This is a genomic window from Mycobacterium sp. DL99, assembly GCF_004762045.1.
In the GTDB taxonomy this organism is placed as follows: Bacteria; Actinomycetota; Actinomycetes; order Mycobacteriales; family Mycobacteriaceae; genus Mycobacterium.
This window is the reverse complement of sequence record NZ_SJOM01000007.1, coordinates 1,119,269-1,141,925: the sequence shown is the minus strand read 5'-3', so window position 1 is coordinate 1,141,925 and position 22,657 is coordinate 1,119,269. Positions and strand designations below refer to the sequence as shown.

Here is a 22,657-nt window from a genome sequence, read left to right as displayed (position 1 = left end):
TTCGGATGGGATCGGAATGCCATCGGGATCCGGTTCAGGTGGCATTCCAATCAGGACCGCTGCGACCGCCTCAGCGTCCTTGCGGCGAGTCCTCAACAACTCCTCCGCAAGCACCTCACGCAACACCGGCGACTCCGTGTGCTCAGCGCACCGCAACGCGTTCGTCCAGATGTACTTGTGCTTCATCACCCCGTCGTTGCGCATGTACGACCGGATCAACGCCTCTTCGGTGTCCTCGTCGTAGAACACAAACCTGTGCTCCGACAGCTCATCCAAAGCGGCCTGGATGTCGTTGAGGCCGGTCTGCTCGCAGCCCTTGGCCCACTTCGACACCTGCAGAGGCAGAACACCAGCGTTGTTCACGTTGGTTTGGGACAGCAGAAGCATGTACAGGCGTTGCGCGGCGATGCTTCGTTGACGAAAGTCCTTGTCACGCCAGATCGCACATAGGACGCGGCCGTGATCCCTGGCCATCAGACATCACCGCCAGCACGCCTCGACTTGTAACGCTGCAGCGACCCCATCTGGGTCCTTCGGGCATGAGCGTCGGTCGTGCGATTGGTGGTCAGTGACCGGCACCTCTGGTCCGGCTGCGCGCCACAAGTGGGGCACTCGACCCTGGCCCAGTCGTATGGGATTTCAGTCGACATTCAGTCCTCCTCTCGGTTCGGGCAGTCCGGTTTATGTCCCTGCTTCACGGGATGACATCCGCACTTGATGCACCGGCCCATGCGCATCAACTGGTGAGGCTGGTACGGCAACCACATGTCAGCCATCAGCCACGTCCAATCGCAGAGACCGGCCGATAAGCGAATGAGCTCCGGCGTCCATCAGCAGCCCAGGAGTGACCTCGCAGCCATGAGGGCACGGCATGGATTCGACTGCGCCCCATAGTCGGCAGATCAGTGGTCGGTCTTCGTAGACGCTGCAGCGGTCATCGACGAGGGCCGGGCATTCGAGTGACCCGTCGATGAGGACTCCTCGTTTCAAGAGTCGGCGGCGTTCCTCTTCCGACATTCCGATGGGTCCGCACGCCTCGGCGCATAGGCCCTTGCAGGCGACGGTTGGAACTGATCGGTAGATACGTTCGAGGCTGTCGGCCATCAGTTGTTCTCCTCGTCTTCTGGTGGCTCGTATCCGGGGCAATCACAGTCGGAGTGCTCCCATCCCCACTCGAACGCGACGGGTACCTGCGCGGTGCATCGGGGTGTGTGGTCCTCGCGTGGATGCGAGCACAAAGCACACGTCATGCGGGCACCTCCATGAGCCACCTGGGCTGATGAATCCCACACGGGCCCACCTCGCCGCAGAATCCGCACCGTGGAGTCCAGTCCTTCACGTACGCGACCGGGGCATCGCGCCGCAGCGGGTCCCGGTACGCGGTACGAGCGGCAGCCGCCATCAGTGAGATCGTGAGATCCAACGGCGCCGACTCAGGCGACAGGCGTGGCGCCGCAACCTTGGCCCGTAACCCGCTGCCCGACTTAACGAGCAGCCCCCAGCCGTCTGGCAGCTCGTCCCGCTTGACGATCGATACGTCTGGCACGACCAGCCACCAGTGGTGCATGTACCGCTTGAACGCATCAGCCTTCGACGGGTCCCTCAACTCGGTCAGCCAATCCGACCGAGACACCTTGACTTCGTGGCCATGTAGCGCCAACGAGGTGCCGTATGGCTGGCCGGGGTATCGGTCGGCCGCGATGAAGTCCGCCACCCGCTTGGTACCGCCAAGCCCGTATCCCAGCGATGATGAGACGTGCTCTGCTCGCACCCACCGGTCCGCGATGGTTCCCCGGCGAAGGTTGGTGTACCGCTGAAGCAGGAGATCCAACATGTCACGTTCGGTGGCGCTCACCATTTCCTCCAGGCGCTCCGGTGATAGCGGCGACGACACCGAAACCACCCCATCCACTCCGCAGTCATGCGACGACCCCCAACGATTCAGCGACCACCCCGACGAGATCCCGTGCAGCAGGTGGGGTGACAGCGTTGCCGGCCAACCGAACCTGCTCCCGACGGTTGCCGAGCATCCGATACCCGTCCGGGAAGTCCATGGCTCGGGAGTACTCGCGAGGTTCGAGCATCCTGAACCGGACGTCGTCCAGGTTGTTGGTGAAGCCGGTTGCGATGCCGTCGGTTTCGCGTGTAGTCCGGGCGGGGATCGGCTCAGCAGTGGAGGTGGCTCGTTCCCGCCAGGTTCCGCCCGATGGGGTGATCAGGCCATGGCGTTCCACCGTGGTTACTGTCGGCAAAGCCTCACTGGCCGGAACGGTGCCACCGGTGCCGTAGTAGCTGGTGACCAAGCCGTGATGGTTGCCGGATGCGGTGACGGTGGCCAGCGGGTCGGTGACAGCCCGTGCGGTGCTGCCGCCGCCGCGTAGCTCAGCGATGAACGCCAACCCCGTCTCGTTGCGCGCGGTCGCGGTCCGCAGCGGCTCATCGGTCAGCCGAGCAACCTTCCCGTCTCGGCCCTCCACTGGGACAACGAGTGCCTTTCCGCCTGTCGTGTGAACAGTGCGCAACGGATCATCGATGGGCCACGCACGCATGTATCCGCCTGCGCGGCCGTGCGCCGGATGCTTTGGGTCGGCAGAGTCGTAGGTGTTGCCGGCCGCCTCAACGATCAGCGGCACCCAGTAGCGGTCGATGCCAGCACGGATCCGGGCCATCGTCTTGTCCGCCAGGGGACGGGTCCGGTCCCCAATGCGGGTACCTTGCAAGCCCCAATCGATGATCTCGGCGGCCGGACGAGCGTGTGGTTCGACAACCTGGTTGCGGCACTTCACATGCGGGCAGACGTACACGTACTGGCTGCGGTACTTGCCGATTGTGTTGCCGGGTTTCTTCCAGGACTGCATCGCCCGCACCGGCCCACACTCTGGGCACACTGCGTGCGGCCGGGTCAACCGGTGCAGATCCGGCGCCCGGTTGCCTTTACGCCAGAACACGCAATAGAACCGATCCCGCGACTGCGGCGCACCCGGCCCCAACATCTGGGCGTGCATCGAATTCAGCATCACCACCTGATGCGCATAGCCAAGCGAGTCCATAGCGGACAGCCACGCCAAGTACGGCGGCCAGTCGGTCACCTCGACGACGTTCTCCACGATCACCGCTTCGTACTGGTGGTACTCGGTGAACCGGACAACGTCCCACATGGTGGCGCGGGATCGTTCGGCAGCCGCGTCAGGCAGCGTCTCCCCGAACAGATCGGGCTGCTTGTCCAGGCGCTTCTTCCCCTGCGCGATGGAGTGTTTCGTGCAGCTCGGACTGAACCAACCGAGGTCGGAGTGCGGAAACAGTCGCGGTTCGTACTGGCTGATGTCAGCGCAGATGTGTTCGGCGTCGGGGTGGTTAGCTGCGTGGGTGTCGATGGCCAGGTCCCAGTGGTTGGCCGCCGCGACCAGCTTCACCCCGGGCACTTCCAGTGCACCAGTGCTGGATCCGCCGGCGCCGCAGAACATGTCGATGAGCGTCAGGGTCATTGCTGTTCCTCTACCTGCTTGGCCAGCCGCGCCACCAACCGCGACAACTGGATTCCGAACCCGATCGTCAAATCAGGTGTGCGTACCGAGTACTTCGGTATCTGATCCACGACGGCCTGGAGGGTGTCGGCGAGGGTTTCGGCTTCCTCAGATACAGGACGCTCGCTCATGCGCCGGCCTCATCGATCGCACGGACCGTAGCGCAGGGATAGGTCGAATCGATGCCGCAGTGGCGGCAGTACGCCCACCGCGGATCCGCCGGGTTTGTCGGTCGATGCAGTGTCCGAACAGCGTTGAGCGCCCGGGTTTGCCGTTCCGCGAGCTGCTTCGTGGCCAGTACTTCATCGGCAGCGGACAGGATGTTGAGCACTGCGCCTCGTTGGATGGCGTCAAGGGTGTCGACGTGTTCGCCGAGAGGTTCCGATTGGTCCTCGGTTGCGTTCATGCTGCGGGCCTTTCAGTGATTACTGCTCGATGCCCAACCAGGGCGTGATGACGACGAACAAACGCCGCAGCGTCGTCCGAATCGGGGTATTCAGATGCGACTGGCCGACCGAGAATGTCGGCACACGCGCGACACGAAACGGTGAACATCACGACGCCTCCGCCGACAGTTCCGCGACCAGCACCGAGATTTCTTGGCGCCGTTCCTCGCTGGCCGTTTTCCACTCGGCACGCAACGCGGCGATCTGGTCCGCGTTCGGGTTGACCGGCACATCGGGCAGCGGGTCAACCGTGTAGTTGCCTTTCTTGCCCTGCTTCACAGTGATACTCGCGGTCACCGGACCGTCAATGTGTGACAGCGCCTTGATGCGGACACCACCCATCTTCTGTGGCCCGAACTTCACATCAGGGTCTCGGAACAGCAACATTTTTCGGCCGATGTACCGGGTGGACGCATCAACGCCGCCCCACGCCTCATTCAGCACACGGGCCATGGATAGGCATGGCCGATATGGGACGTTGAACTCGTCCAGGGTTAGCTCGATGCGGCTCTTGCCCTTTTCGTTTCGGTACACCTTGACGCCGGTGATGGTCACTACCTTTGGCCCTCCGAGAAGGTGGTCACCTGATACCCGGTCAGCGTCCGGTTCGATGTAGTCGCCGACATTGATGCTCATGAGAACTCCAACTCTGGCTCCTCGGGGATGCGGTCGGTCATCGGCATGTGCGCTGATGCTTCGTCGTAAATGCGTTGCGTCTCTCGGGCGTTGGCCTCGAATCTGCGCGCAGCCTGGGTGATGACGTTCTGCCAATCCGGGATCGGGTAGACCCGTTTGACGAACAGCTTCATGCCGCCCACGAATGACACGAAGTCAATCCACTTGCGGCCCGACACGAGTAGCGCGGCCTGCAACTGTGGCATGTACTCCGCCGGCACCGAGTCGCTATTGAAGGTCCGCATGTGCACGTGCTGGCGCGGGCATTTGACCTCCACAAGCCCGTCAGCACCGACCATGCCGTCCGGGCTGTACCCGATGCGCATGGTGCCGTCGTCGCGAATCAGAATGCCCGTCTCGGTAACTTCGGTGTCCCGATACCGTGCGTAGTACTCGCGGGCGATCGGCTCATGGTCGATGCCGCGCCACATGTCGGGGCCGATGAATGTCGGGTGTGTGTGGCCGGTGATGCGTTCAGCCGCCAAGACCTCGGTCAGCCTGCGCGAGTCGTCGTTGCTGGCCACTTCAAGCACCGTTGACGATGGCTGGTTTCGGGCGTACTCGGCGCGCTCGGGATGCAGAGTCTTGATCGCGCTACCCGAACGTTTCGACAAACACGGACTATCAGCTACGGCACCACATTCCGGGCAATCATGATCGATAGCCGAGAGCCTTCGAACCGTGATGAGCTGCCCAACCGCCGATGCTGTGACGATTCCCCTGCGCAGGGTGTCCCATTCTTCGGAACGTTGCTCACAGTCGTGGACGGTCAGAGTGTCCGGCACGGGCTTCGGCGTGAATTCGTGGTGTCCGAACTGGCCGTGAGGGTCAGCGGATGAGTTGGTGCGGGGCTTGCCGCAGACGGCGCACGTCATGCCGCCTCACCTGCCTGCTGGTACTCGGCGGTGTCGGTGTCACGTGAGGTGTTGATGCCAAGCCACAACAACTCCTCCGCGCTGTACTCAGATAGCCTCATTGGGTGGTCCTGTCTGCGTAACGCTGAAGCCAGCCGGCCACCGCATCGATACGGGACATGGCGCGGTTGAGGATTTGCAGGTTTTGTTCCAACGCCCACCGCTCGGGCTCCGGAATCCGGGGGCCCTCTGTGAGCAGTTCATGGATGAGGCAGCGGGCATCGTCTGCGGCTGCTGCGGCGGCTTTCGCGTCGTTGTGGGCGTTGATAATTCGGGAGTCGATCATGCGGCCAGCTCCTTCTTCATCCGCCTGCGGTCACGTTCGGTCGCGCCGCCGTAGATGCCGAACCGTTCATCGCGGTCCAACGCCCACTGCAAGCACGGCGCTTTCACTGGACACGTGCCGCAGATGGCTTTCGCCTCGCGGGCACTGCCACCCTTCTCCGGGAACCACGCTTCAGGGTCGGACTCTTTGCACGGAGCTTCGTCGGCCCAACCTTCTTGGCCGGTAACCATTTCCGGAATCTTGCCGAGGATCATGCGGCACGCCCCTTGAACATGTCGTAGCGGAATAGTTGGCGTTCAAGGGATTCCAGTTCAATCCCCATCGCGTCTGCGATCTGTTGGTTGTTCAATCCGACGTGGTCCCGCAGCTCCAGGTACCGGTCAGGGAACGACTGTTTGGAGTCGGCGCCGAAGTCTGGGAGCTCGTCGGGGTCATCGAAATGCTCCCAGGCAAGCGGCGGCGCCCAGCCCTGTATTTCCGCCCAGCGCGCGGAAATACGGCTAGGGCCAGGAATCATGTGCAACTCATCGAATAGCTCCGCAAGCTGCGCCGCCCACCTCGATGTGATCCACTTCTGCGCAGCGAAGCGATTCACCACCTGAACCGAAGTCCCGAGCTTCTCGGCGATATGTCCCTGAGACCAGCCCATCGTGCACAGGGCTTCGATACGTCGGGCCGACCCAGTTGCAGGCAGCAGGCCGCTGCCGGCGACGGGACGGGGCGGGATCTGCACGCCCATGATGGCGTTGTGGGCGTGCATCTTGAGGTGCGCGCGACGGCCACGTTCGACGTTGGCGATGGTCGTGTGTGACAGCCCTGTGGCTTCGATCAACGCGGGCCTGTCGTAGCGCGTTCGCAGCATTGAGAGGTGTCGTTGCGCCAGCTCTACGGGTACGTATCCGTGGGGTGCCTTGCGGGCGTGTTTGGTGCAGAGCCCGTTTCGGTGCTTCCTGTTGTCACATTTGGGCCTGGCGCACTTCATTCCTGCCCCCGTTCAGCTGGTTCGAGGAACCCCCAAGCCAAAACAGAGATGGCGGCGAGGAGAAGGCAGGCGGCGAATAGGTATCCGAGACCGGGATGGAAGAGGGCGGCGAGTCCAATCCCGGTTGCGGTGGCACCGAAGATCCATGCGGCCCACCACAATGCGCGGGTCATTCCTCCACCGCTTCAGCGAGTGCGGGGTAACGATCCAGGAGTCCGCGCGCGACGCGAACACACACGCTGGGCACCTGAGCCACCGAGTTAAGGCCGGTCTCGATCAGCCACATCGCCTCGGCCAACTTCTGGATGCGCTTCTCCCGCTTGGCTTCAGCAGCCTGCTCACGCTCAAGTGCATGTAGCCCAGTGAGTACTACGCCCGCAGCGCTACCATTGGGTGCGTCAGGCCACGCAATCCTGATCGTGGCAGCAGCGTCCCGGATCCTTTCGGGTGTCAACTCGCTCATCGGTCAGCCCCGATCTCGGCAGCATGGGCGGCAGCGAGCAGAGCGGCGGCGTAGGAACTGGTCTCAGACACCGACCGGAACCGCGTCCGAGTCATCCCCTTCTCATCGGGGACCTCTTCGGCTACTGGCAGCCCGAAAGCGTCTCCGTGGAGCGGCGTCACGGACAGCCCGTAGTCCTCCATCTCCTCCTGGCTGGCGAGTTCCACGACCGCCACGTCAGGCAGCGACAGCAGGACATCAGCGACGTGGCCGATGTGTTCCATGTGGGTGCCAGTCCAGTCGCAGCCGTCCGGATCGCCACACATCCCCATGGGTTTCCGGGCGACGCCGACGAAGTAGTGCTGATGAATCACGCGCTCAAAGCGCTGCCTCAGTTGATCGCTCATCCGAGTACCCCCGCGCATCCACCCGGACCAGCCAGCGGCGGCATGGGTGAACCGTCGGGGATGATGCAGCGCAGCGGCTGCCACCAGTACCCGATGCGGAATGTGTTGAGTCGGCTGCCGTCGGGGAAGGTGCGGCCTTCGCAGTAGCCGCCGTAGCCACTCGCTGAGAGTCCGGGGCCGTTGCCGGGGCACCAGAACGGTGGGTTGGGCACATACGGATCGGGGAGTGCTTTCGCTTCCGTGGCGGCGGCGATACCCGTACCCGCCACGACCAACACGGCTGCCGATGCTCCGAGGATGCGGCGTGCGGTACGCCAATGCACAGTCCTGCGAATCACGCCGACACCGCCGGCCTGGTGAGCTCCACCAACCGGGCGGGCGCGTTGTGGAACCGAGCCACGATCACGGAACCCACCCGGGCGTCATCGACACGATGCCTGCCCTCGTAGTCGCCGGGGTCGCGGACCACCAATCCGGGCCAGTTGGGGACGACAGACGGCCCGGTCCGCGCGTGCCTCCCATGGACGGATGCTGATACGGTTGATGTGGACATGTTGGTTTCTCCTTCTGTTCATGGCCCTTCCCTGGATGCCCCCGGGGTAGGGCCGATCTACTTCTCTGCTTCTTCGAGGACCGCGAACTGGGCTGCGCGGTTGAGGAGTTCTTCACTGAGCCGCTTCTCCTGCGGCCACAGCAGGCTGTTCGCGGCGAACGTCAGCAGCAGCGAATCGGGCCACAGGTGCATCTCGGCTGGATCCGGGTGGGTGAGGTTCGGTTCCCCCAGGGAGGGCTGGTCTGTGCTCACCCCCCTGGGGGATTCACCCGCAACCACCGGAGGCACGGGAATGAGATCGGCATGCTGCGGACAGTTCGGGTCCCATTCCCATCCGCAGGCAGGTTCGTGGCTGATACCAATGACGCCGCTGCAGCCTCCGCAATCCCCATGCCCTACCCAGCACGGGCAGTCGGTGAAGCGCTCCGGGGGCGGCGACGGAAGAATGTCGCTATCACCCCCGGAGCCTTCGTCACTCACCGCACGGGGGACCGTGAAGGAGTCGGTGGGTGACGGGTCTGCCGCTGCGCTGACGGCGGCAGAGTCTAGGTGTTCCTGAGCGTGCTCACGCGCCCAGTCCTCAACTACAGGCTCCGCACCGGTTGTATAGACGCCGCAAGGGCACTCAGCACGAAACCAGCCTGGAGAGCGCGCGCAGATCTCCTCTGCGATGTCAATGTCGTCCACGGTGTACGCCGATTCGTCCGCACCCTCGGCTTCGTCGCAGATGTCTTCGGCAAGCAGTTCGCACTGCTCAGTCGGGCATGTGCACTCGGCGCGCAACTCCCCCGGCGCAACCACGTCGCGTTGTTCCTCGAACTCGGTCAACCACTGCGCACCAACCGATCCCACAAACTCGCGGCAAGTGCACGGCACACGCTCCGGGCCGATCCGCTTCCCGCACTCCCCCACCAGCTCCACATGATCCGCCCGGGCATGACCACACCCCGCACACAGTGCTGACGCATCCACACGAGCACGCGCCGAAGACTCCAGATGCGAACCCAGCATCGTGAACCCGGTACCGACAGCCACTTTCAACTCATGGGCGAGATCAGACAGATTCTCAAGAATGCTCATCGTTCCCCTTCGTCGTCAGCTTCAGGGATCTCAGTCCCGCAGCCGGGGCATCGAATGTCCGCCTGCCACAGCGGTTCACCACAGATCGCGCAAGTTCTCATGCGTCCACCTCCGGAATCCAGACGAGGCGAGCCGGGAACTGTTCAGGGTCAAAGTCGTAGAAGCTCTGGCATGCGCCACCGAGTGCGTCCACAATGACGATCTCGTGGCCGTACCGGTCAATCGCTTCTGCGAGATAGTCCGGGGTTTCGATGGTGCGGGCTTTCAACCACTCGGACACCTTGGCCTCGGCATCGAGCGCGCGACGCTTCCACTCGATCGCCTTGTTCGCCAGATCGTGGGACTCCTGCCGTTCCCGCAGGCGCTCCACCTCGTCAGCGAGTTCGGCCACGAGCTGCGGTGCGGCAGCGATGAACTCGGCATCGGAATCCGTGGGCGGCCAGCAGCACTCCTTGCTCGCATGAGACGCGCCGCGAACCTTCAGAACATTGATCCGATGAAAGTTCCCGTTGTCCACAGTGATCTCACGGACGAACCACTCGTCCTCCGAATGCCCAGGCATCGAGTGTGTGCGGGTTTCCCATTTCCCCGGCGTGATCCCGGCGAGCAGTTCGCGGGCCTGCTGCGTGATGTCAGAGCCATGGCCGGCCTCCGGTTGCATCGCCGCTGCGAAGTGACGTGTCAGGGGCACCTGGCCCTCCTTGTTGTCACACCGCACGTCGGTGACCTGGCGATATAGGCCATCTGCGCCCGGGCGCGGACTGTTCACGCCTGCCTCGCCGGACCCCTGGACGCCCCACCCGGGCGATAGTTATGTCAACCTCGCCCGGGTGGGGCCGCGAACGAAGCACCAACTCGGAAGCTGGTTCGACCGAGAAGAACTCGCCTTCGTCAACTGCCAAATCCCAGCAGACAGTGATGGATCCCAGCGGCGACACCGAATGGACGGTCCCCGAAAGGGACCGGTACCCCAGGCGGTGAACCCGATCCCCCGCGATGAGGTCGACGGACGCAATTGCGCGGCCACTCACACCGCCACCGCCTTAACCAACGGCGTCCGCTGCGCAAACCCCATGAGAACCCGCTGCGGCACAACCGCATACATGCACGGAGGACAATCAGAAGCGATCAGGGGAGCCCTGAACGGGGTACCGCAACGATCGCACCAGAACGAAAACAGGTTGATCACGAGGCCGGCTCCCACGTCCTCGACCTCATCCAGGCATCAATGTCATCCCGATTCAGCCGGAAATCCCTGCCCGACTTACCAATCGCATACGCGACCAGCTCACCGTTCTTCACAGCGGCACGGATCTGATGCACCGACTGCTTGGCATACTCAGCGGCTTCCTTCTGGTTCAGCCAGGGTGTGAGAGTCATGGTCATGGTCACCTCAGTTTCGACTCGTAGAGCGGCTTTTTCGGCTTCGGCCAGTGTTGAATGCGCGGACGGGGAGCGGAATGAAAGGTCATGCCACCCCGATCACGCCGAGGTTCCACCAGGGGTCAACCCGAACTCCGTTGCCGCGGTTGTAGAACTCGATCATCGTGTGCGCGTGGCACTGGTTGGCGGGGTTGCCGCTGGTCTCCCGCCAGTCCTTCGCCTTTCGGCGTAGCTCAACGATGCCGACCTTCTTCAAGCGCATGATCAACTTCTCTTCGTTGATCGCTTCTCCGTACCGATCCTTGATCAGGCCTAGCGCGGAGATGATGTCTCGGTTGAATCCGTCGTACCCGTAGGAGTCTCGGATGACGCGCAGAGCGAATGCGAGACCTCCGGGTCCAGATTTCTTGTAGGTCGTGATGAGCGCGGTTACGCAAGTGATCTCTTCAAGCTGCTTGCTTGTCCCGATGACGAGGCTTGCAGCTCGCGCGATTCGATCGATGTCTGATTCGATGGGGCGGCCAGCGGTGAGTGCTACCTTGAACTTGGCCATTGGGTTCTGCGCTTTGACACTATTCAGGCGGAGGAAGAGGTTGGCTTCATCTGCGGCCGTGAGGTTCTCGTACACGTGGCACTGCACCTGCTGGTCGGATCCGAGCCACTGAATGGCCGCGGCCCTGCGGTGCTGACCATCCACGACGTAGTACCAACCGTCACGGTGGGATACGTGCAGCATTCCCATCACGTCGGGGTTGAACTCGGCGGCTAGGCGGTCGACCCACGATTGGTTGAGGGCGCGCTGGGCGACTGGGCTGATCTTCATTTGATCCAGTCGGACCCAGCCAAGGTGGGATGTGAACTCGATGCGGTCAGGCGTTGCCATTGCGGATCCCCTTGAGTGATTTACGAATGAGTCCGATGGCGCTGCCGGCTTGGTCGGCCAAGCGGATCGCATCGGATTTGTTGATTTGGTCTGCGCGGATGTAGCGCATGAGGTCTGCGAAGTTGGCGAGGCTGCCGACGATTTCGGCGAGCATCTCGGTGTCAGACTTCTTGAACGGGCGTGGCAAGGCAGGTTCGGGCGTCGGTGCCGGTTCGACTTCGGCGTCGATCAGCGGATCGTCCGCATTGATCGGTTCCTTGCTCTGTGCTTTAGCTTTCGCCTTGCGGGCCACGTTGGCGCGGGACAGGTTGCCCTCGGCCTTAGCCTCGGTGATGACTTCCTCAAACTGCTCATCTGAGACGTTGTCCGTCAGGTCGTAGATGCCGCCGTGGGTATTAGTAAGTTCGTGAACCCCAGCGAAGTCGGTCGGCTTCGGCTTAACCTTCTCGTAAGTTACGACTTGATCCCTTGTGGCCGATCCGCGCGCCTTGCCTTCCGCTGTGGTTTCCACTTCCCCGCGCGCCTGCCCCTCGCGAATGGCTACCCCAAGCCCACGCTCGGCCCGACGCACGAACTCGGCGGCATCCAACTGGATGTCCTTGCCTAGCCGAACCTGCTTGGCGATGTCGTGGATCGCCGTGGCCTTCTGCTTGAACTTCACAATCTCTGGAAGGTCCTGCGCGGCAATAGCAGCCAACAATCCAGTCCGCGCATGGTTCAGCATCGTGGTGACGGCACGCGTCTGCATCTCAGGCGTATCAAGGCGACTGATCGCCACCACCTTGGTATCCACATCCGGGGGCAGCACCTCGGGCGTGCGGGCCGCGTTCCGCTCGATTCGCCGCGAGGTCACAACCTCGCCTTCGATGACCGTCGTCATGACGACACCAACATCCGCATCAGGTTGGACACGATGGCGCGCGTCTGCGACCGGTTGAAATCCCCAGGCCGAGCGGCTAACTGCTCCCCCAGAACGCGCCAAGCCTCATCACGTCCAGCTCCCGTCAGGTACTTGACGGCACAGTCGTGATGCCACCACGTCATAAACAACTTTGTGATCGCTGAACCGTCTCGGGTCACCTCCCCGCATCTCGGGCACGGGCGAGACGGCGGATCGATCACGATCACGCCCTCCGTCTCCTCGTTCTTGAGGACCTTCGGCATACGTCGCCCCGTCGACGAAGTCACAGAAAGGTTTTCGATGGGATTCACTTGGTCAACTCCAACTGGTCCCGGGACACGATGATCAGGCCGGTGCTGTGCTCGTTGACCGGAAGCCCCTCAGCCGCAAGGGCATCACGCAGGGCGATCTCCATCTGAGGACGCACACGGGGCTGGAACCGGCGTCGACCGCCGTAGTTGCCCTGATCGTGGTCATAGATGTATGGCCGGCCCTTGGCTGTCGGCTTGCGGTGGTCGTAGCCATCCCGGATCGACCCGTCCGCCCGAACCCGGGTGTTGTGCTGGTTGATCAGGTACCCGCGGGAGTACAGGTGCTCTTCGAACTTGCGGGCCGGGACCTCGGAGAAGTACTTCTTCCCGAAGTCGGTGAGGTGAATGCCATCCCCAGCTTCGATAGCGCGGCGGTGGCGCTGCTCTACCTCAAGCTTCTTCTCGGCCTTTTCGCGCGCCTCGTGCTCAAGTTCGACTCTCTCTTCGGCACTAACGAGGCGGCGAGCGTATTCCAGCGGCGTGAGTCGGCGAACTTCCCCGGACTGCTCGGCGTTCAACAGGTAGTTGCGAACATCGCGGGCCACTGTGCTGTCACGGAGCAGCATTCCGACTCGGAGCACCGCGCGACGCGGATAGAGCATGAAGGCACTCACACGACCGGGGTTCAAGTTGAACCTCAGTGCAAAGTCGTCACGGTCGACCACAGTCAAGCCGTCGGCGTCGAGCTCTTCGCGGTTGCGCTTGACGACCGTCTTGATGGTGTCGAGAGGCACCTGGTAGAACTCGGCGACCATGTCCGTCGTCACGTGCATGTCGTCAGGCAGCATGCGGAGCACGCCCACCCGATCAATCACGTCGGTCCGGCTGGCCAGGCGGTCACGCTCGGCGCGCGCCGTGGCGTCGGTCAAATCGACCGCGATACTCTGTAGATCTGACATTCGAGCTTTCCTCTCGGTTGTCGCCGCACCCCTCGCCTTGCACGCGGGGGGTGCTTTGTTATGCGGCGGACTGTTGCTTCCGTTTGCCCGCGTGACTCTTTGTCTGGACGCTCTGTCCTGTTTTCTCGGACACCACGGTCAAAAAAAGCATGTCCACGGGCATGCCGAGCTTGTGTGCGATACGGAGCGCGGCCTCGTCGCTCAGGGTCTTCGCTTCCCCCCGAAGTAGTCGGCCGAGGTACGTGTGCGATGACCAGCCCGCGGCTTCTGCGAGCTCCCTCTGGGGTGTGCCCTGAACGAGCACCACTGAGGCGAACTTCTTGTGGTCTCGGACTTCCATATACAGCTCTCCCAGCGGTTTCTTGGGTTTGGTGCGGGATGCCATTGAACTGTACCTCCTAGTTGTACGTGGTGTCCAGTATTTCCGGACAATCATGCGGTTCCGGTGCCCACCGTGTCAAGAACTTTCACGCCTGTAATTCCGCAGGTAGGGGCTGACCTGCAACTATGGGGTGATGAATCTTGGGATCAATTGGTGCCCTAGAGGACAATCTGTCCGGTGCCCTAGGTGCTGGCCAACTTCGTTGACAGGTGGTGATCTGTGGCCATGCACCCACTAGGCCGCCTGATCGCCCAGCGGATGGACCACCCGGACCATCGCTGGAGCGTGCGCGACGTCGAACGTCGCGCACGGGAACAGGGCGAGTCCCTCAACAAGACAACCGTGAGCGATCTTCGCCGTGCGATGTCACCAAGCATCAACCGGTCAAACATCTACGGGCTTGCCGCCGGCCTCGGCGTCACTCCCCTCGCGGTCGCCAACGCGGCTCTCGAATCGTGGGGCATAGAAACCCGACCCGTGGAGGTGACGGATTCGCTGGCGACTATCGCCGTCGATCCGTCACTGAGTGATCGCGACCGGCGTCAGTTGCGAACGATCATCACGGACATGCGGGACCACAACTCCGCGAGAGGAACCGATGATGACGAGCGCCCCGTTCAACCTGCCGATCCGACCCCGGCGGCGGGAGCACCGCATGAAGCGCCCGAAGGCAAGGAGGATGGGCTACAAGACCCGCAGGGGGGTGACCGGCCTTTTGGGCGTCGGGGGTCGGGGCGGCGAAGTCCGGGCCAGGAACCGCGCGAACGTGGGACCAAGAAGGCCAACTAACGCCATCAGCTCGGCTGGCTTGTATTCCGACCTGGGGACCCGCTCCAGGATCTCATCAACCTGCCACTCCAGCCACGGCATCAGCTCCGCGGCCTCTTCTGGATCCGATGGCATGTAGTCGAACGTGGCGCGAATCTGGTACATGATCCTGTGCTGGTCCGCGTCAAGTGGTCGTTCGCCACTGATCTCTTCAGGTGACATAGCAGCTACAGGGGATGGGCAGTGTGGGCGAATATTAACGCGAGCTTCGATTTCAATCGCATTGGGCACCTTACGGTTTCGTGATCAGTATTGGACCCCCCGCCCCACCTGAGAATCTAGGCCCCACCAGCTGTTGATTAGCTGGTAACCGCCAGTTCTTAAACACTCCACAACGCCGATCGGGCGTGTCGTTTCCCGGCGGCGAATCTGCCCGAGTTAGCGACAACAACAAAACTGCGGGGGGGGGGGCTTCAATGCCGTTCTTTTCAACCACCTATTCGCAGTTGCACCGCAGATTCCCAACCCTGGGATACCCTTGCCGGTAATCAGATTCTCCGCACGCCCGTCCACGAGTGACAGGTATTGCCCAGCGCAACGTGGGCGAACCTTGCCTTCGCAAAACTGCCACTGATCAATGGCGCAATCAGGCCATCAGTTCAGCCAGACTCCCCATCGCTTCCAGGTGCCTCGCCTGATCCGCGTGCGCGTAGATCCGTTGCGCGTCAACGGTCGCGTGCCCCACCAACTCCATGCGAGTCTGCTCATCCACCCCCGCCGCGCGCAGCAGCGATGAGGTGGTGTGGCGGGCGATGTGCAGCGGCATCGTCTCACCCTCTTCGATCACACCTGCATCAACCAGAAGTGACTGCCACGCCCGGTGATCGGTCCGTGGCGAGATCGGTCGCCCGTCCGGGTGATGCCACACCAGGCCGTGCGGGTTGTAGCCCTGCCGCTCATGCAGGTAGCGAAACTTGGCCAACAGGGGCGCGATGATCGGCACCACCCGCCCGCCGGCCTCCGTCTTGGGGCGGGTCCACAGCAGAGACAGGTGGCACACCTCGTACTCGAAATCGGCGGGCAGGTCCCATTTGCGTTTCGGGCAGGCCGCGGCTCGGTGCTTCCCGCATGGCCACCCCTTCTCCCCTCGCGTGCCGCAGCCGTGGGCCTGGGTGATGGACTGCAACTGCCAGGAGATATCCATCAGGCCGGTGTCGAGGTCCACGTAGGACCACCTCAGGCCGAGCACTTCACCCTGGCGGGCGCCGGTGAGGAACGCTGCGGCCCATCGAGTCGCCTCCGATTCGTCACGTGTCTCGTACGCGGTGGAGATGACGTGCTTGGCCAGGTCGACTGCGAGGCTGGTGCGCTTGCCCTTGGCGTATTTCGGTGGGTCGATCATGTCGGCCGGGTTGCGGGTCAGCGCTCCCTCGCGCACGGCGTCCTTGAGTGCCTTCTTCAGGATCACGTGCGCCTTCACCGCTGCGCGGCGCCGGCCGATCGCCGTGTGCATGGCCCGGATGTGATTGGTGGTCAGCTTGTCCAGCCGCCTGGAACCGATGGCAGGCACGATGTGCAGCCGGATGGTGGTTTCGTAGTCGCGGCGGGTGGTGGGGCGGATCTTCTCCGGGTGGATCTCGGTGATCCACCGTTGTAGCCACTTCTCGACGGTGGTGGAGCTGGTGTAGGCAACGCGGCCTTCGTCGACGTCGGCGCGGAGTCTCTTCAGTTTGTCGGCGGCCTGAGCGAAGCTGCGCGAGGAAACCTGTTTGCGGCGGCGTTCGCCGTTGGGTCCGTCGGGAAGCTCGACGCGGCCGATCCACATGCCGTCGGCACGTTGGAAGAGTCCGCCGTCCCCTCGTGTTCGGCGGATCTCCCTGCCGTCCGCGCCGAGCTTGGCCATAGCGCCCCCTTGTGTTTCACCAACTGTACCCAATCGCTGTACCCAAGATAGTGCGCTCATGTGAGCGCAAGTGCGCTTTTGTAATGCTATGACCTGCAGGTTTGCGGATGGGTCTTCAGTCAATACTACGTCTGCTGCGGTCTTTTAATCCGCAGGTCGTAGGTTCGAGCCCTACTGGGGGCACCACACACCCGCCGCGAGGCGGGTCCGGTGCGGTTCACAGGTGACGCGTGGCTCAACCCACACGCACCACGGGCCACTCCCGTTTATCGTTGTAGCCGGGGATCGGCAGTTGGAATGAAGGAGTCACCGATGTTGTCCCGGCGCCCGCGCACTCGAGTCATGGCCACCGCGATCGGTGCTGCCGCGCTGGCCGCAAGCGCCGCATTCGGGGTGGCACCGGCCCACGCAGACGCTCAGGATGACCAGTTCTTCACCATCGTCAAAGACCTGAACATCCCCACCACCTCGGCCGAGGAAGCCGGCCAGGTCGGTCGCGGAGTCTGCGACGCGCTCACCAAGGGCAAGATCGAACCCGCACGGACGGTGCGGGGAGTCATCAGCCAGCTGATGAACCAGGCCGGTATCGACAAACACCAGGCCGCGAATCTGGTGCGGGGTGCGGTCAAGGTCTACTGCCCGCAGAACGCCCCGTTCGTCGGGCGCTGAGGCCCACGAACGAGGCTCTGGCGCAAGGCACTAGACCTTGGGGCTGTAGTGCATCCCGTTGTCGCGGTGCCCGATCGGCGGCAGGTTGCGGGCCGGGGTGTGCACCAGCGGAGCGTCGGCCGGGATGCGGCCGGTGACGCGGTCCCACGCGCTGCGGGCCCGTGGATGCATGCGCTGCCGGGCGGGCACCAGTTTGAAAACCTTGCCGATCACCTTGCCCAGCAGTCGATGTATCTTCTCGTCGCGCTCAGACCAGGTGTATCCCATCAGCTCTCGCACTGCCGGGTGGTACAGGCCGATGGTGAACCACACGAACAACGGGTGCACCACATGCTTACGCTGCAGCGCCCACATCCAATCCGGCATCTTCGACGCGAACGGCGGCTTCGGCAGCTCACTCAGATCCAACACATCGCGGGCCGCCTGGTTGTTCTCTAATACGTTGCAGCACATGTGTTCCCAGTAAACCTGGAAGTCCTCCCAGGTTTCCGGCACGGGGCGCATGGTCATCCCGTACATCGAGTACCACTGCTTGTGTTCCTCGAACAGCTGCCGCTTGTCAGCCTCGGAGATCCCGCCCGCGAGCCGGTCCGCGACGATGATCGTGCCGACGAAGAACGTCGAATGCGCCCAGTAGAAGACCTCGGGATTCAACGCGTGGTAGCGGCGCCCCTGAGCGTCGATCCCTTTGATGTTCACGTGGTAGTCGCGCACCTCGGCACCGGTCTGCGGCGCACGGTCTCCGTCGAACACCACGCCACCGATGGGATACAGCGAGCGCAACAGGCGGGGCCAACGTTCCTGGAAGAAGATCGAGTGCTCCGTCACCGCCGCGCCGAGCTGCGGGTGCATGTTCTGCATCGACCCGGCCCACGGCCCCTGGAGCATGCCCCGCCAGTCGCCGAAGTACTTCCACGTGAGCGAATCCGGCCCGAGCGGGATCGGCGGCGCCTCATAGCCACCCGGGGCGGCCGGACAACCCGCCGCCACGGCAGCGGATCCGCTGGTCACGGGGCATGTCTCAGAAGTATCTTGTGTCACAGGTGCGCTTTCTGCCGGCAAGACGATGTCCTGTTGTCAAATGTGACTACAGACGTTGTCATCAAGAGCTTAGGAGTAGATGTGCCATCCGGTCAACGACGCGGCCGATGGTCGGGTGTTCCGCTTCAGGAGCGCGCGGCGCGTCGACGCGACGAACTGATCGCCGCAGGCGTCACCTTGCTGGGCAAAGCCGACGGCCCGGCCCTGACGGTCCGTGCGGTGTGCCGCGCGGCCGAACTCACCGAACGGTACTTCTACGAGAGCTTCACTGACCGCGACACGTTCGTCCGGGCCGTCTACGACGACGTCTGCGCTCGGGCGATGTCAGCCCTGACCACTGCAGTCACTCCCCGCGAGGCGGTGGAACGATTCGTCGCACTCATGGTCGACGACCCCACCCGGGGCCGGGTGTTGCTGCTCGCCCCGGAATCCGAACCGGTGTTGACCCGCTCGGGCGCGGAGTGGATGCCCGACTTCATCGGACTGCTGCAACGCAAACTCACCCGCATCGCCGACCCGGTGCGTCAGGCCATGGTCGCGACCAGCCTGATCGGGGCCCTGACCGCGTTGTTCACCGCATATCTCGACGAGAGACTCCCGGCCAGCCGCGAACAGTTCATCGACTACTGCGTCGACATGCTGCTCGGGCGGGTCGGCAGTTTCTGACGGAACTCCCCGGAACTACTCGTCAGGGGTGCTGGCCTCGGCGATCGGCTCCTGCTGGGCCGCGGCCGCCTCATCTTCGGCGGCCTTGGCCTCACGGCCCGCCGGGCTGGCGACCGACGCGCCCGGATGGGTCTCGGTGGCATGGTCGCCGTCGCAGTTGAGCGCCACCTGCGTCACGTCTTCTTTGTATTCGAAGTAGGTGTCGGACGTCTGCGGCACCAGCGGCCGGACAGTCCAGGCATTGGTGACGATGCACTCGTCGCGCGGCAACCGGCTACCCACGGTGACAGCGACATGCGCCGTACCTCCGCCGCCCTCGATGGCGGTGACAGCGTCGCTGTATTTCTGCCCCACGACGTCCGGCGCCGCCTGGGCCGCCCCCGCACCCACCACCGCGAACGCAAAACCCGCCGCGGATACACCGATGACACTTCCGAACCCGATCGCGATCTTCATCTAGGCCGACCTTCCCCGTCCGGTGATCTCTCCCGGAGAGGTGGGGTGCCAGGGTTCTCGCCCGTGCTTTCAGCTGCCCCTCGTTCCGCGGCAGGGTGCCACAGAAGACTCTTTGGGAGCTGACGTGGATTTTAGTCGGCGGTGGGGCTCACTTCGAGTAATTAACCCCTACTTAACCGCTACTCGTCGGGCGTGCTGACCTCGGCGAGCTCGGCCTGCTCGGCGAGCTGGGCCTGCTGCTCGGCGTACTCCTGCTTCGCAGCCTCCAGATCTTCAGCCGCCTTGGCCTCACGGCCAGCCGGGCTCGCGACCGAGGCGCCCGGGTGGTTGGCGCTGGCGTGGGCGCCGTCGCAGTTCAAAGCAACCATGACCTCGCCGGAGGCGTGATTGCCGTCCCGCACGAACGGGGCGTCCCAGGCGTTGGTGACGATGCACTCGTCCTGCGACAGCTTGCTGCCGACGGTGACCGCAACCTTCGCGCTGGCGCCGCTGTTCTCGATCGCGCTCGAAGCGTCCGAGTAGGTCTGGCCGACCACATCAGGTGCGGCAGCCGCGACACCTGCCCCGAACAGCAGGGACACGACCGCACCGGTGGCGACTGCAGCTCCGGCACCAACGACAAGCTTTTTCACGTGTGCCCAACCTCCGAGCGTGGGTATCCGACAGATGTTCGTGCGGATCCTACAGTCGACACGGGCGCGCCGCAGGGCTCGCGAAAGTACCCGCGGGGCAACTTGATGTCACCGGGTTACACAGATATATTGACTGCAACCAACAGGTACAGATAACTGAGCGTCCGCAGGACGCGAGGAGGGTTGAGGGCACATGACGCAGGAATACACCGACCTGCAGCTCCTGCACGAACTCGAGCCTGTCGTCGAAACCAGCATCAACCGCCACATGCGGATGCGTAAGGACTGGAATCCGCACGACTTCATCCCCTGGTCGGACGGCAAGAACTACTACGCTCTCGGCGGCCAGGATTGGGATCCCGAGCAGTCCAAGCTGTCCGAGGTCGCCAAGACCGCGATGGTGCAGAACCTGCTCACCGAGGACAACCTGCCCTCGTACCACCGCGAGATCGCGATGAACATGGGCATGGACGGCGCCTGGGGCAACTGGGTCAACCGCTGGACCGCCGAGGAGAACCGCCACGGCATCGCCCTGCGCGACTACCTCGTCGTGACCCGCGCCGTCGACCCCGTCGAGCTGGAAGAACTGCGCGTCGAGCAGGTCACCCGCGGCTTCTCCCCCGGCCAGAACCAGCAGGGCGACCTGTTCGCCGAGAGCCTGTTCGACTCGGTGATGTACGTGTCGTTCCAGGAGCTCGCGACCCGCGTCAGCCACCGCAACACCGGCAAGGCCTGCGACGACCCGATCGCCGATCAGCTGCTGCAGCGCATCTCCGCCGACGAGAACCTGCACATGATCTTCTACCGGGACGTCTCGGCGGCCGGTCTGGACATCTCCCCCAACCAGGGCATGGCGTCGCTGCACCGCGTGCTGGACAACTTCAAGATGCCCGGCTACACCGTGCCCGACTTCCGCCGTAAGGCCGTCATCATCGCCGTCGGCGGTGTCTATGACCCGCGCATCCACCTGGACGACGTGGTGATGCCGGTTCTGCGCAAGTGGCGCATCTTCGAGCGTGAGGACTTCACCGGCGAGGGCGCGCGACTGCGCGACGACATCGGCCGCATCATCGAGGAGCTCGAGGATGCCTGCGACAAGTTCGAGGTCGCCAAGGAGCGCCGCCTGGAGCGCGAGCGCAAGGTGGCCGAGAAGAAGGCCATGAAGAACCTGCTGGTTTCGTCCTCGTCGACTGCATGACTCTGACCGCACCGCCGCCCACAACGGCAGCACCGGCCCGATCCCAACTGCGGATCGGGCCGTTCGCGTTGCCCAGTCCCGTCGTCCTGGCTCCCATGGCCGGCGTGACGAACGTGGCGTTCCGCACGCTGTGCCGCGAGCTCGAGATCGCCCGCGCCGGCACCGTCAGCGGCCTCTACGTGTGCGAGATGGTCACCGCGCGGGCCCTGGTCGAGCGCCACCCCGTCACCCTGCACATGACGACCTTCGGCCCCGACGAATCGCCGCGGTCGCTGCAGCTCTACACCGTGGACCCGGAAACCACCTACCTGGCGGCCAAGATGATCGCCGACGAAGGCATGGCCGATCACATCGACATGAACTTCGGCTGCCCCGTGCCCAAGGTCACCAAGCGTGGCGGCGGGTCGGCACTGCCCTACAAACGGCGGCTGTTCGGCCAGATCGTGGCCGCCGCGGTGCGCGGCGTCGAGGGCACCGACATTCCCGTGACGGTGAAGTTCCGGATCGGCATCGACGACGAGCATCACACCCACCTGGACGCCGGGCGGATCGCCGCCGAGGAGGGGGCGGCGGCCGTGGCGCTGCATGCCCGCACCGCGGCGCAGCGCTACTCCGGAACCGCCGACTGGGACCAGATCGCGGCGCTCAAAGCGCATGTCACGAGCATTCCGGTGCTCGGCAACGGCGACATCTTCGAGGCGGACGACGCGCTCGCGATGATGGCTGCGACCGGCTGCGACGGCGTGGTGATCGGCCGTGGCTGTCTGGGCCGGCCATGGCTGTTCGCCGAACTCTCGGCAGCCTTCAACGACCGCCCCGCCGCCACCCCGCCGAACCTGGGCGAGGTCGCCGACATCGTGCGCCGCCACGGCGAACTGCTCAGCGAGCACTTCGGCGAGGACAAGGCCATGCGCGAAATCCGCAAGCACGTGGCTTGGTACATGCACGGATTCCCGGCTGGCGCCGACCTGCGGCGTGGGCTGGCCCTGGTCAAGACCCGTGCCGAACTCGACGCACTGCTCGACCAACTCGACGGCGACGCACCGTTCCCGCCGGCGGCCACCGGTCCCCGCGGGCGCCAGGGGTCGGCCGCCTCGGTGTCGCTGCCCGAGGGGTGGCTCGACGATCCCGACGACTGCGCGGTGCCGGTCGGGGCCGATGTGATGCATTCCGGAGGCTGACCTGCAGTCGCACCGAGATGACATCGAGACGGCACTGTCACCAGGTTGGGTCTAGCTCAGCCTCAGGATGCCTCA

General features: G+C 63.7%; 31 protein-coding genes and 1 pseudogene. 5 read left to right on the top strand and 27 right to left on the bottom strand.

The features are described from left to right. The 23 genes and pseudogenes from EYZ64_RS31985 to EYZ64_RS05585 all read right to left on the bottom strand — a co-directional run. Nucleotides 1-474 (bottom strand): annotated as a pseudogene (locus tag EYZ64_RS31985) (hypothetical protein); the annotation flags it as partial. Continuing rightward, a complete protein-coding gene (locus EYZ64_RS32730; protein ID WP_502702937.1) occupies nt 474-650 on the bottom strand; it encodes a zinc finger domain-containing protein in 177 nt (58 codons plus the stop codon). The pseudogene EYZ64_RS31985 and the gene EYZ64_RS32730, both read right to left, overlap by 1 nt. A 118-nt stretch (nt 651-768) precedes the next feature. Next, nucleotides 769-1,104, bottom strand: a complete 336-nt coding sequence (locus EYZ64_RS32610; protein WP_353653664.1) for a YkgJ family cysteine cluster protein — start codon at nt 1,102-1,104, stop codon at nt 769-771. 142 nt (nt 1,105-1,246) lie between these two features. Then, a complete protein-coding gene (locus EYZ64_RS05675; RefSeq protein WP_210115469.1) occupies nt 1,247-1,894 on the bottom strand; it encodes a hypothetical protein in 648 nt (215 codons plus the stop codon). A 25-nt stretch (nt 1,895-1,919) separates the two neighbouring features. Then, the gene (locus tag EYZ64_RS05670; protein ID WP_135452592.1) at nt 1,920-3,485 is read right to left on the bottom strand and encodes a DNA cytosine methyltransferase; all 1,566 of its coding nucleotides are present in this window, start codon (nt 3,483-3,485) and stop codon (nt 1,920-1,922) included. Beyond that, a complete protein-coding gene (locus tag EYZ64_RS31980; RefSeq protein ID WP_167857719.1) occupies nt 3,482-3,655 on the bottom strand; it encodes a hypothetical protein in 174 nt (57 codons plus the stop codon). Before EYZ64_RS31980 ends, EYZ64_RS05670 begins: the two co-directional genes overlap by 4 nt. After that, on the bottom strand, nt 3,652-3,930 hold the full coding sequence (locus tag EYZ64_RS05665; protein ID WP_135452590.1) for a hypothetical protein: 279 nt from the start codon (nt 3,928-3,930) through the stop codon (nt 3,652-3,654). The genes EYZ64_RS31980 and EYZ64_RS05665 overlap by 4 nt, the downstream gene beginning before the upstream one ends. A 148-nt stretch (nt 3,931-4,078) precedes the next feature. Beyond that, nucleotides 4,079-4,606, bottom strand: coding sequence for a hypothetical protein (locus EYZ64_RS05660; protein ID WP_135452588.1), 528 nt, complete (start codon nt 4,604-4,606; stop codon nt 4,079-4,081). Further along, nucleotides 4,603-5,520 (bottom strand): lambda exonuclease family protein, encoded by a 918-nt coding sequence (locus EYZ64_RS05655; protein ID WP_135452586.1) that lies wholly within the window; start codon nt 5,518-5,520, stop codon nt 4,603-4,605. The genes EYZ64_RS05660 and EYZ64_RS05655 overlap by 4 nt, the downstream gene beginning before the upstream one ends. A gap of 97 nt (nt 5,521-5,617) precedes the next feature. Then, nucleotides 5,618-5,845 carry a hypothetical protein gene (locus EYZ64_RS05650; protein WP_135452584.1) on the bottom strand — a complete coding sequence of 76 codons (228 nt, stop codon included), beginning with the start codon at nt 5,843-5,845 and terminating at the stop codon, nt 5,618-5,620. Then, nucleotides 5,842-6,099, bottom strand: a complete 258-nt coding sequence (locus EYZ64_RS05645) for a WhiB family transcriptional regulator (protein ID WP_210115468.1) — start codon at nt 6,097-6,099, stop codon at nt 5,842-5,844. The genes EYZ64_RS05650 and EYZ64_RS05645 overlap by 4 nt, the downstream gene beginning before the upstream one ends. Then, a complete protein-coding gene (locus EYZ64_RS05640; RefSeq protein ID WP_135452582.1) occupies nt 6,096-6,707 on the bottom strand; it encodes a hypothetical protein in 612 nt (203 codons plus the stop codon). Before EYZ64_RS05640 ends, EYZ64_RS05645 begins: the two co-directional genes overlap by 4 nt. A gap of 289 nt (nt 6,708-6,996) precedes the next feature. Next, a complete protein-coding gene (locus EYZ64_RS05635; RefSeq protein ID WP_135452579.1) occupies nt 6,997-7,290 on the bottom strand; it encodes a hypothetical protein in 294 nt (97 codons plus the stop codon). After that, on the bottom strand, nt 7,287-7,676 hold the full coding sequence (locus EYZ64_RS05630) for a hypothetical protein (protein WP_135452577.1): 390 nt from the start codon (nt 7,674-7,676) through the stop codon (nt 7,287-7,289). Before EYZ64_RS05630 ends, EYZ64_RS05635 begins: the two co-directional genes overlap by 4 nt. Then, on the bottom strand, nt 7,673-8,014 hold the full coding sequence (locus tag EYZ64_RS05625) for a hypothetical protein (protein ID WP_286174636.1): 342 nt from the start codon (nt 8,012-8,014) through the stop codon (nt 7,673-7,675). Before EYZ64_RS05625 ends, EYZ64_RS05630 begins: the two co-directional genes overlap by 4 nt. Then, the gene (locus EYZ64_RS05620) at nt 8,011-8,229 is read right to left on the bottom strand and encodes a hypothetical protein (protein WP_135452574.1); all 219 of its coding nucleotides are present in this window, start codon (nt 8,227-8,229) and stop codon (nt 8,011-8,013) included. Before EYZ64_RS05620 ends, EYZ64_RS05625 begins: the two co-directional genes overlap by 4 nt. 57 nt (nt 8,230-8,286) lie before the next feature. After that, nucleotides 8,287-9,309, bottom strand: coding sequence for a hypothetical protein (locus EYZ64_RS05615; protein WP_135452572.1), 1,023 nt, complete (start codon nt 9,307-9,309; stop codon nt 8,287-8,289). Nucleotides 9,310-9,406: 97 nt separating this feature from the next. Continuing rightward, complete coding sequence (locus tag EYZ64_RS05610; RefSeq protein ID WP_135452570.1) at nt 9,407-10,000, bottom strand: hypothetical protein; 594 nt, start codon at nt 9,998-10,000, stop codon at nt 9,407-9,409. 494 nt (nt 10,001-10,494) lie between these two features. Next, the gene (locus EYZ64_RS05605) at nt 10,495-10,689 is read right to left on the bottom strand and encodes a helix-turn-helix domain-containing protein (RefSeq protein ID WP_167857718.1); all 195 of its coding nucleotides are present in this window, start codon (nt 10,687-10,689) and stop codon (nt 10,495-10,497) included. An 88-nt stretch (nt 10,690-10,777) separates the two neighbouring features. Further along, entirely contained in the window at nt 10,778-11,575 is a 798-nt protein-coding gene (locus tag EYZ64_RS05600; protein WP_135452566.1) for a DUF6551 family protein, read from the bottom strand. Further along, nucleotides 11,562-12,455, bottom strand: a complete 894-nt coding sequence (locus EYZ64_RS05595) for a hypothetical protein (RefSeq protein WP_135452564.1) — start codon at nt 12,453-12,455, stop codon at nt 11,562-11,564. The genes EYZ64_RS05600 and EYZ64_RS05595 overlap by 14 nt, the downstream gene beginning before the upstream one ends. Before the next feature lie 328 nt (nt 12,456-12,783). After that, on the bottom strand, nt 12,784-13,686 hold the full coding sequence (locus EYZ64_RS05590; RefSeq protein ID WP_135452562.1) for a hypothetical protein: 903 nt from the start codon (nt 13,684-13,686) through the stop codon (nt 12,784-12,786). Between the two features lie 58 nt (nt 13,687-13,744). Further along, nucleotides 13,745-14,071: a helix-turn-helix domain-containing protein gene (locus EYZ64_RS05585; RefSeq protein WP_135452560.1), complete on the bottom strand. Its 327-nt coding sequence runs from the start codon at nt 14,069-14,071 to the stop codon at nt 13,745-13,747. A gap of 216 nt (nt 14,072-14,287) precedes the next feature. Here EYZ64_RS05585 and EYZ64_RS31975 point away from each other — a divergent pair, with 216 nt between their 5' ends. Continuing rightward, nucleotides 14,288-14,857, top strand: coding sequence for a hypothetical protein (locus EYZ64_RS31975; RefSeq protein ID WP_167857717.1), 570 nt, complete (start codon nt 14,288-14,290; stop codon nt 14,855-14,857). 625 nt (nt 14,858-15,482) lie between these two features. On the opposite strand, the gene EYZ64_RS05575 is transcribed toward EYZ64_RS31975, so the two are convergent. After that, nucleotides 15,483-16,739: a tyrosine-type recombinase/integrase gene (locus EYZ64_RS05575; protein ID WP_135452557.1), complete on the bottom strand. Its 1,257-nt coding sequence runs from the start codon at nt 16,737-16,739 to the stop codon at nt 15,483-15,485. Nucleotides 16,740-17,051: 312 nt separating this feature from the next. Here EYZ64_RS05575 and EYZ64_RS05570 point away from each other — a divergent pair, with 312 nt between their 5' ends. Further along, the gene (locus EYZ64_RS05570; RefSeq protein ID WP_135452556.1) at nt 17,052-17,408 is read left to right on the top strand and encodes a DUF732 domain-containing protein; all 357 of its coding nucleotides are present in this window, start codon (nt 17,052-17,054) and stop codon (nt 17,406-17,408) included. 30 nt (nt 17,409-17,438) lie between these two features. Here the strand turns inward: EYZ64_RS05570 and EYZ64_RS05565 are convergent, their stop codons facing one another. Further along, a complete protein-coding gene (locus EYZ64_RS05565) occupies nt 17,439-18,449 on the bottom strand; it encodes an oxygenase MpaB family protein (protein ID WP_135452555.1) in 1,011 nt (336 codons plus the stop codon). Between the two features lie 81 nt (nt 18,450-18,530). On the opposite strand from EYZ64_RS05565, the gene EYZ64_RS05560 reads away from it, so the two are divergent. Continuing rightward, nucleotides 18,531-19,115, top strand: a complete 585-nt coding sequence (locus tag EYZ64_RS05560) for a TetR/AcrR family transcriptional regulator (RefSeq protein WP_135452554.1) — start codon at nt 18,531-18,533, stop codon at nt 19,113-19,115. 15 nt (nt 19,116-19,130) lie between these two features. Here the strand turns inward: EYZ64_RS05560 and EYZ64_RS05555 are convergent, their stop codons facing one another. Continuing rightward, on the bottom strand, nt 19,131-19,571 hold the full coding sequence (locus EYZ64_RS05555) for a hypothetical protein (protein WP_135452552.1): 441 nt from the start codon (nt 19,569-19,571) through the stop codon (nt 19,131-19,133). A 179-nt stretch (nt 19,572-19,750) separates the two neighbouring features. After that, the gene (locus tag EYZ64_RS05550) at nt 19,751-20,203 is read right to left on the bottom strand and encodes a hypothetical protein (protein ID WP_167857715.1); all 453 of its coding nucleotides are present in this window, start codon (nt 20,201-20,203) and stop codon (nt 19,751-19,753) included. 193 nt (nt 20,204-20,396) lie between these two features. Here EYZ64_RS05550 and EYZ64_RS05545 point away from each other — a divergent pair, with 193 nt between their 5' ends. Together EYZ64_RS05545 and dusB are read left to right on the top strand one after the other, a co-directional pair. Further along, the gene (locus tag EYZ64_RS05545; RefSeq protein ID WP_135452548.1) at nt 20,397-21,401 is read left to right on the top strand and encodes an acyl-ACP desaturase; all 1,005 of its coding nucleotides are present in this window, start codon (nt 20,397-20,399) and stop codon (nt 21,399-21,401) included. Beyond that, a complete protein-coding gene (dusB, locus tag EYZ64_RS05540; RefSeq protein WP_135452546.1) occupies nt 21,398-22,582 on the top strand; it encodes a tRNA dihydrouridine synthase DusB in 1,185 nt (394 codons plus the stop codon). The genes EYZ64_RS05545 and dusB overlap by 4 nt, the downstream gene beginning before the upstream one ends. Nucleotides 22,583-22,657 lie beyond the last annotated feature (75 nt).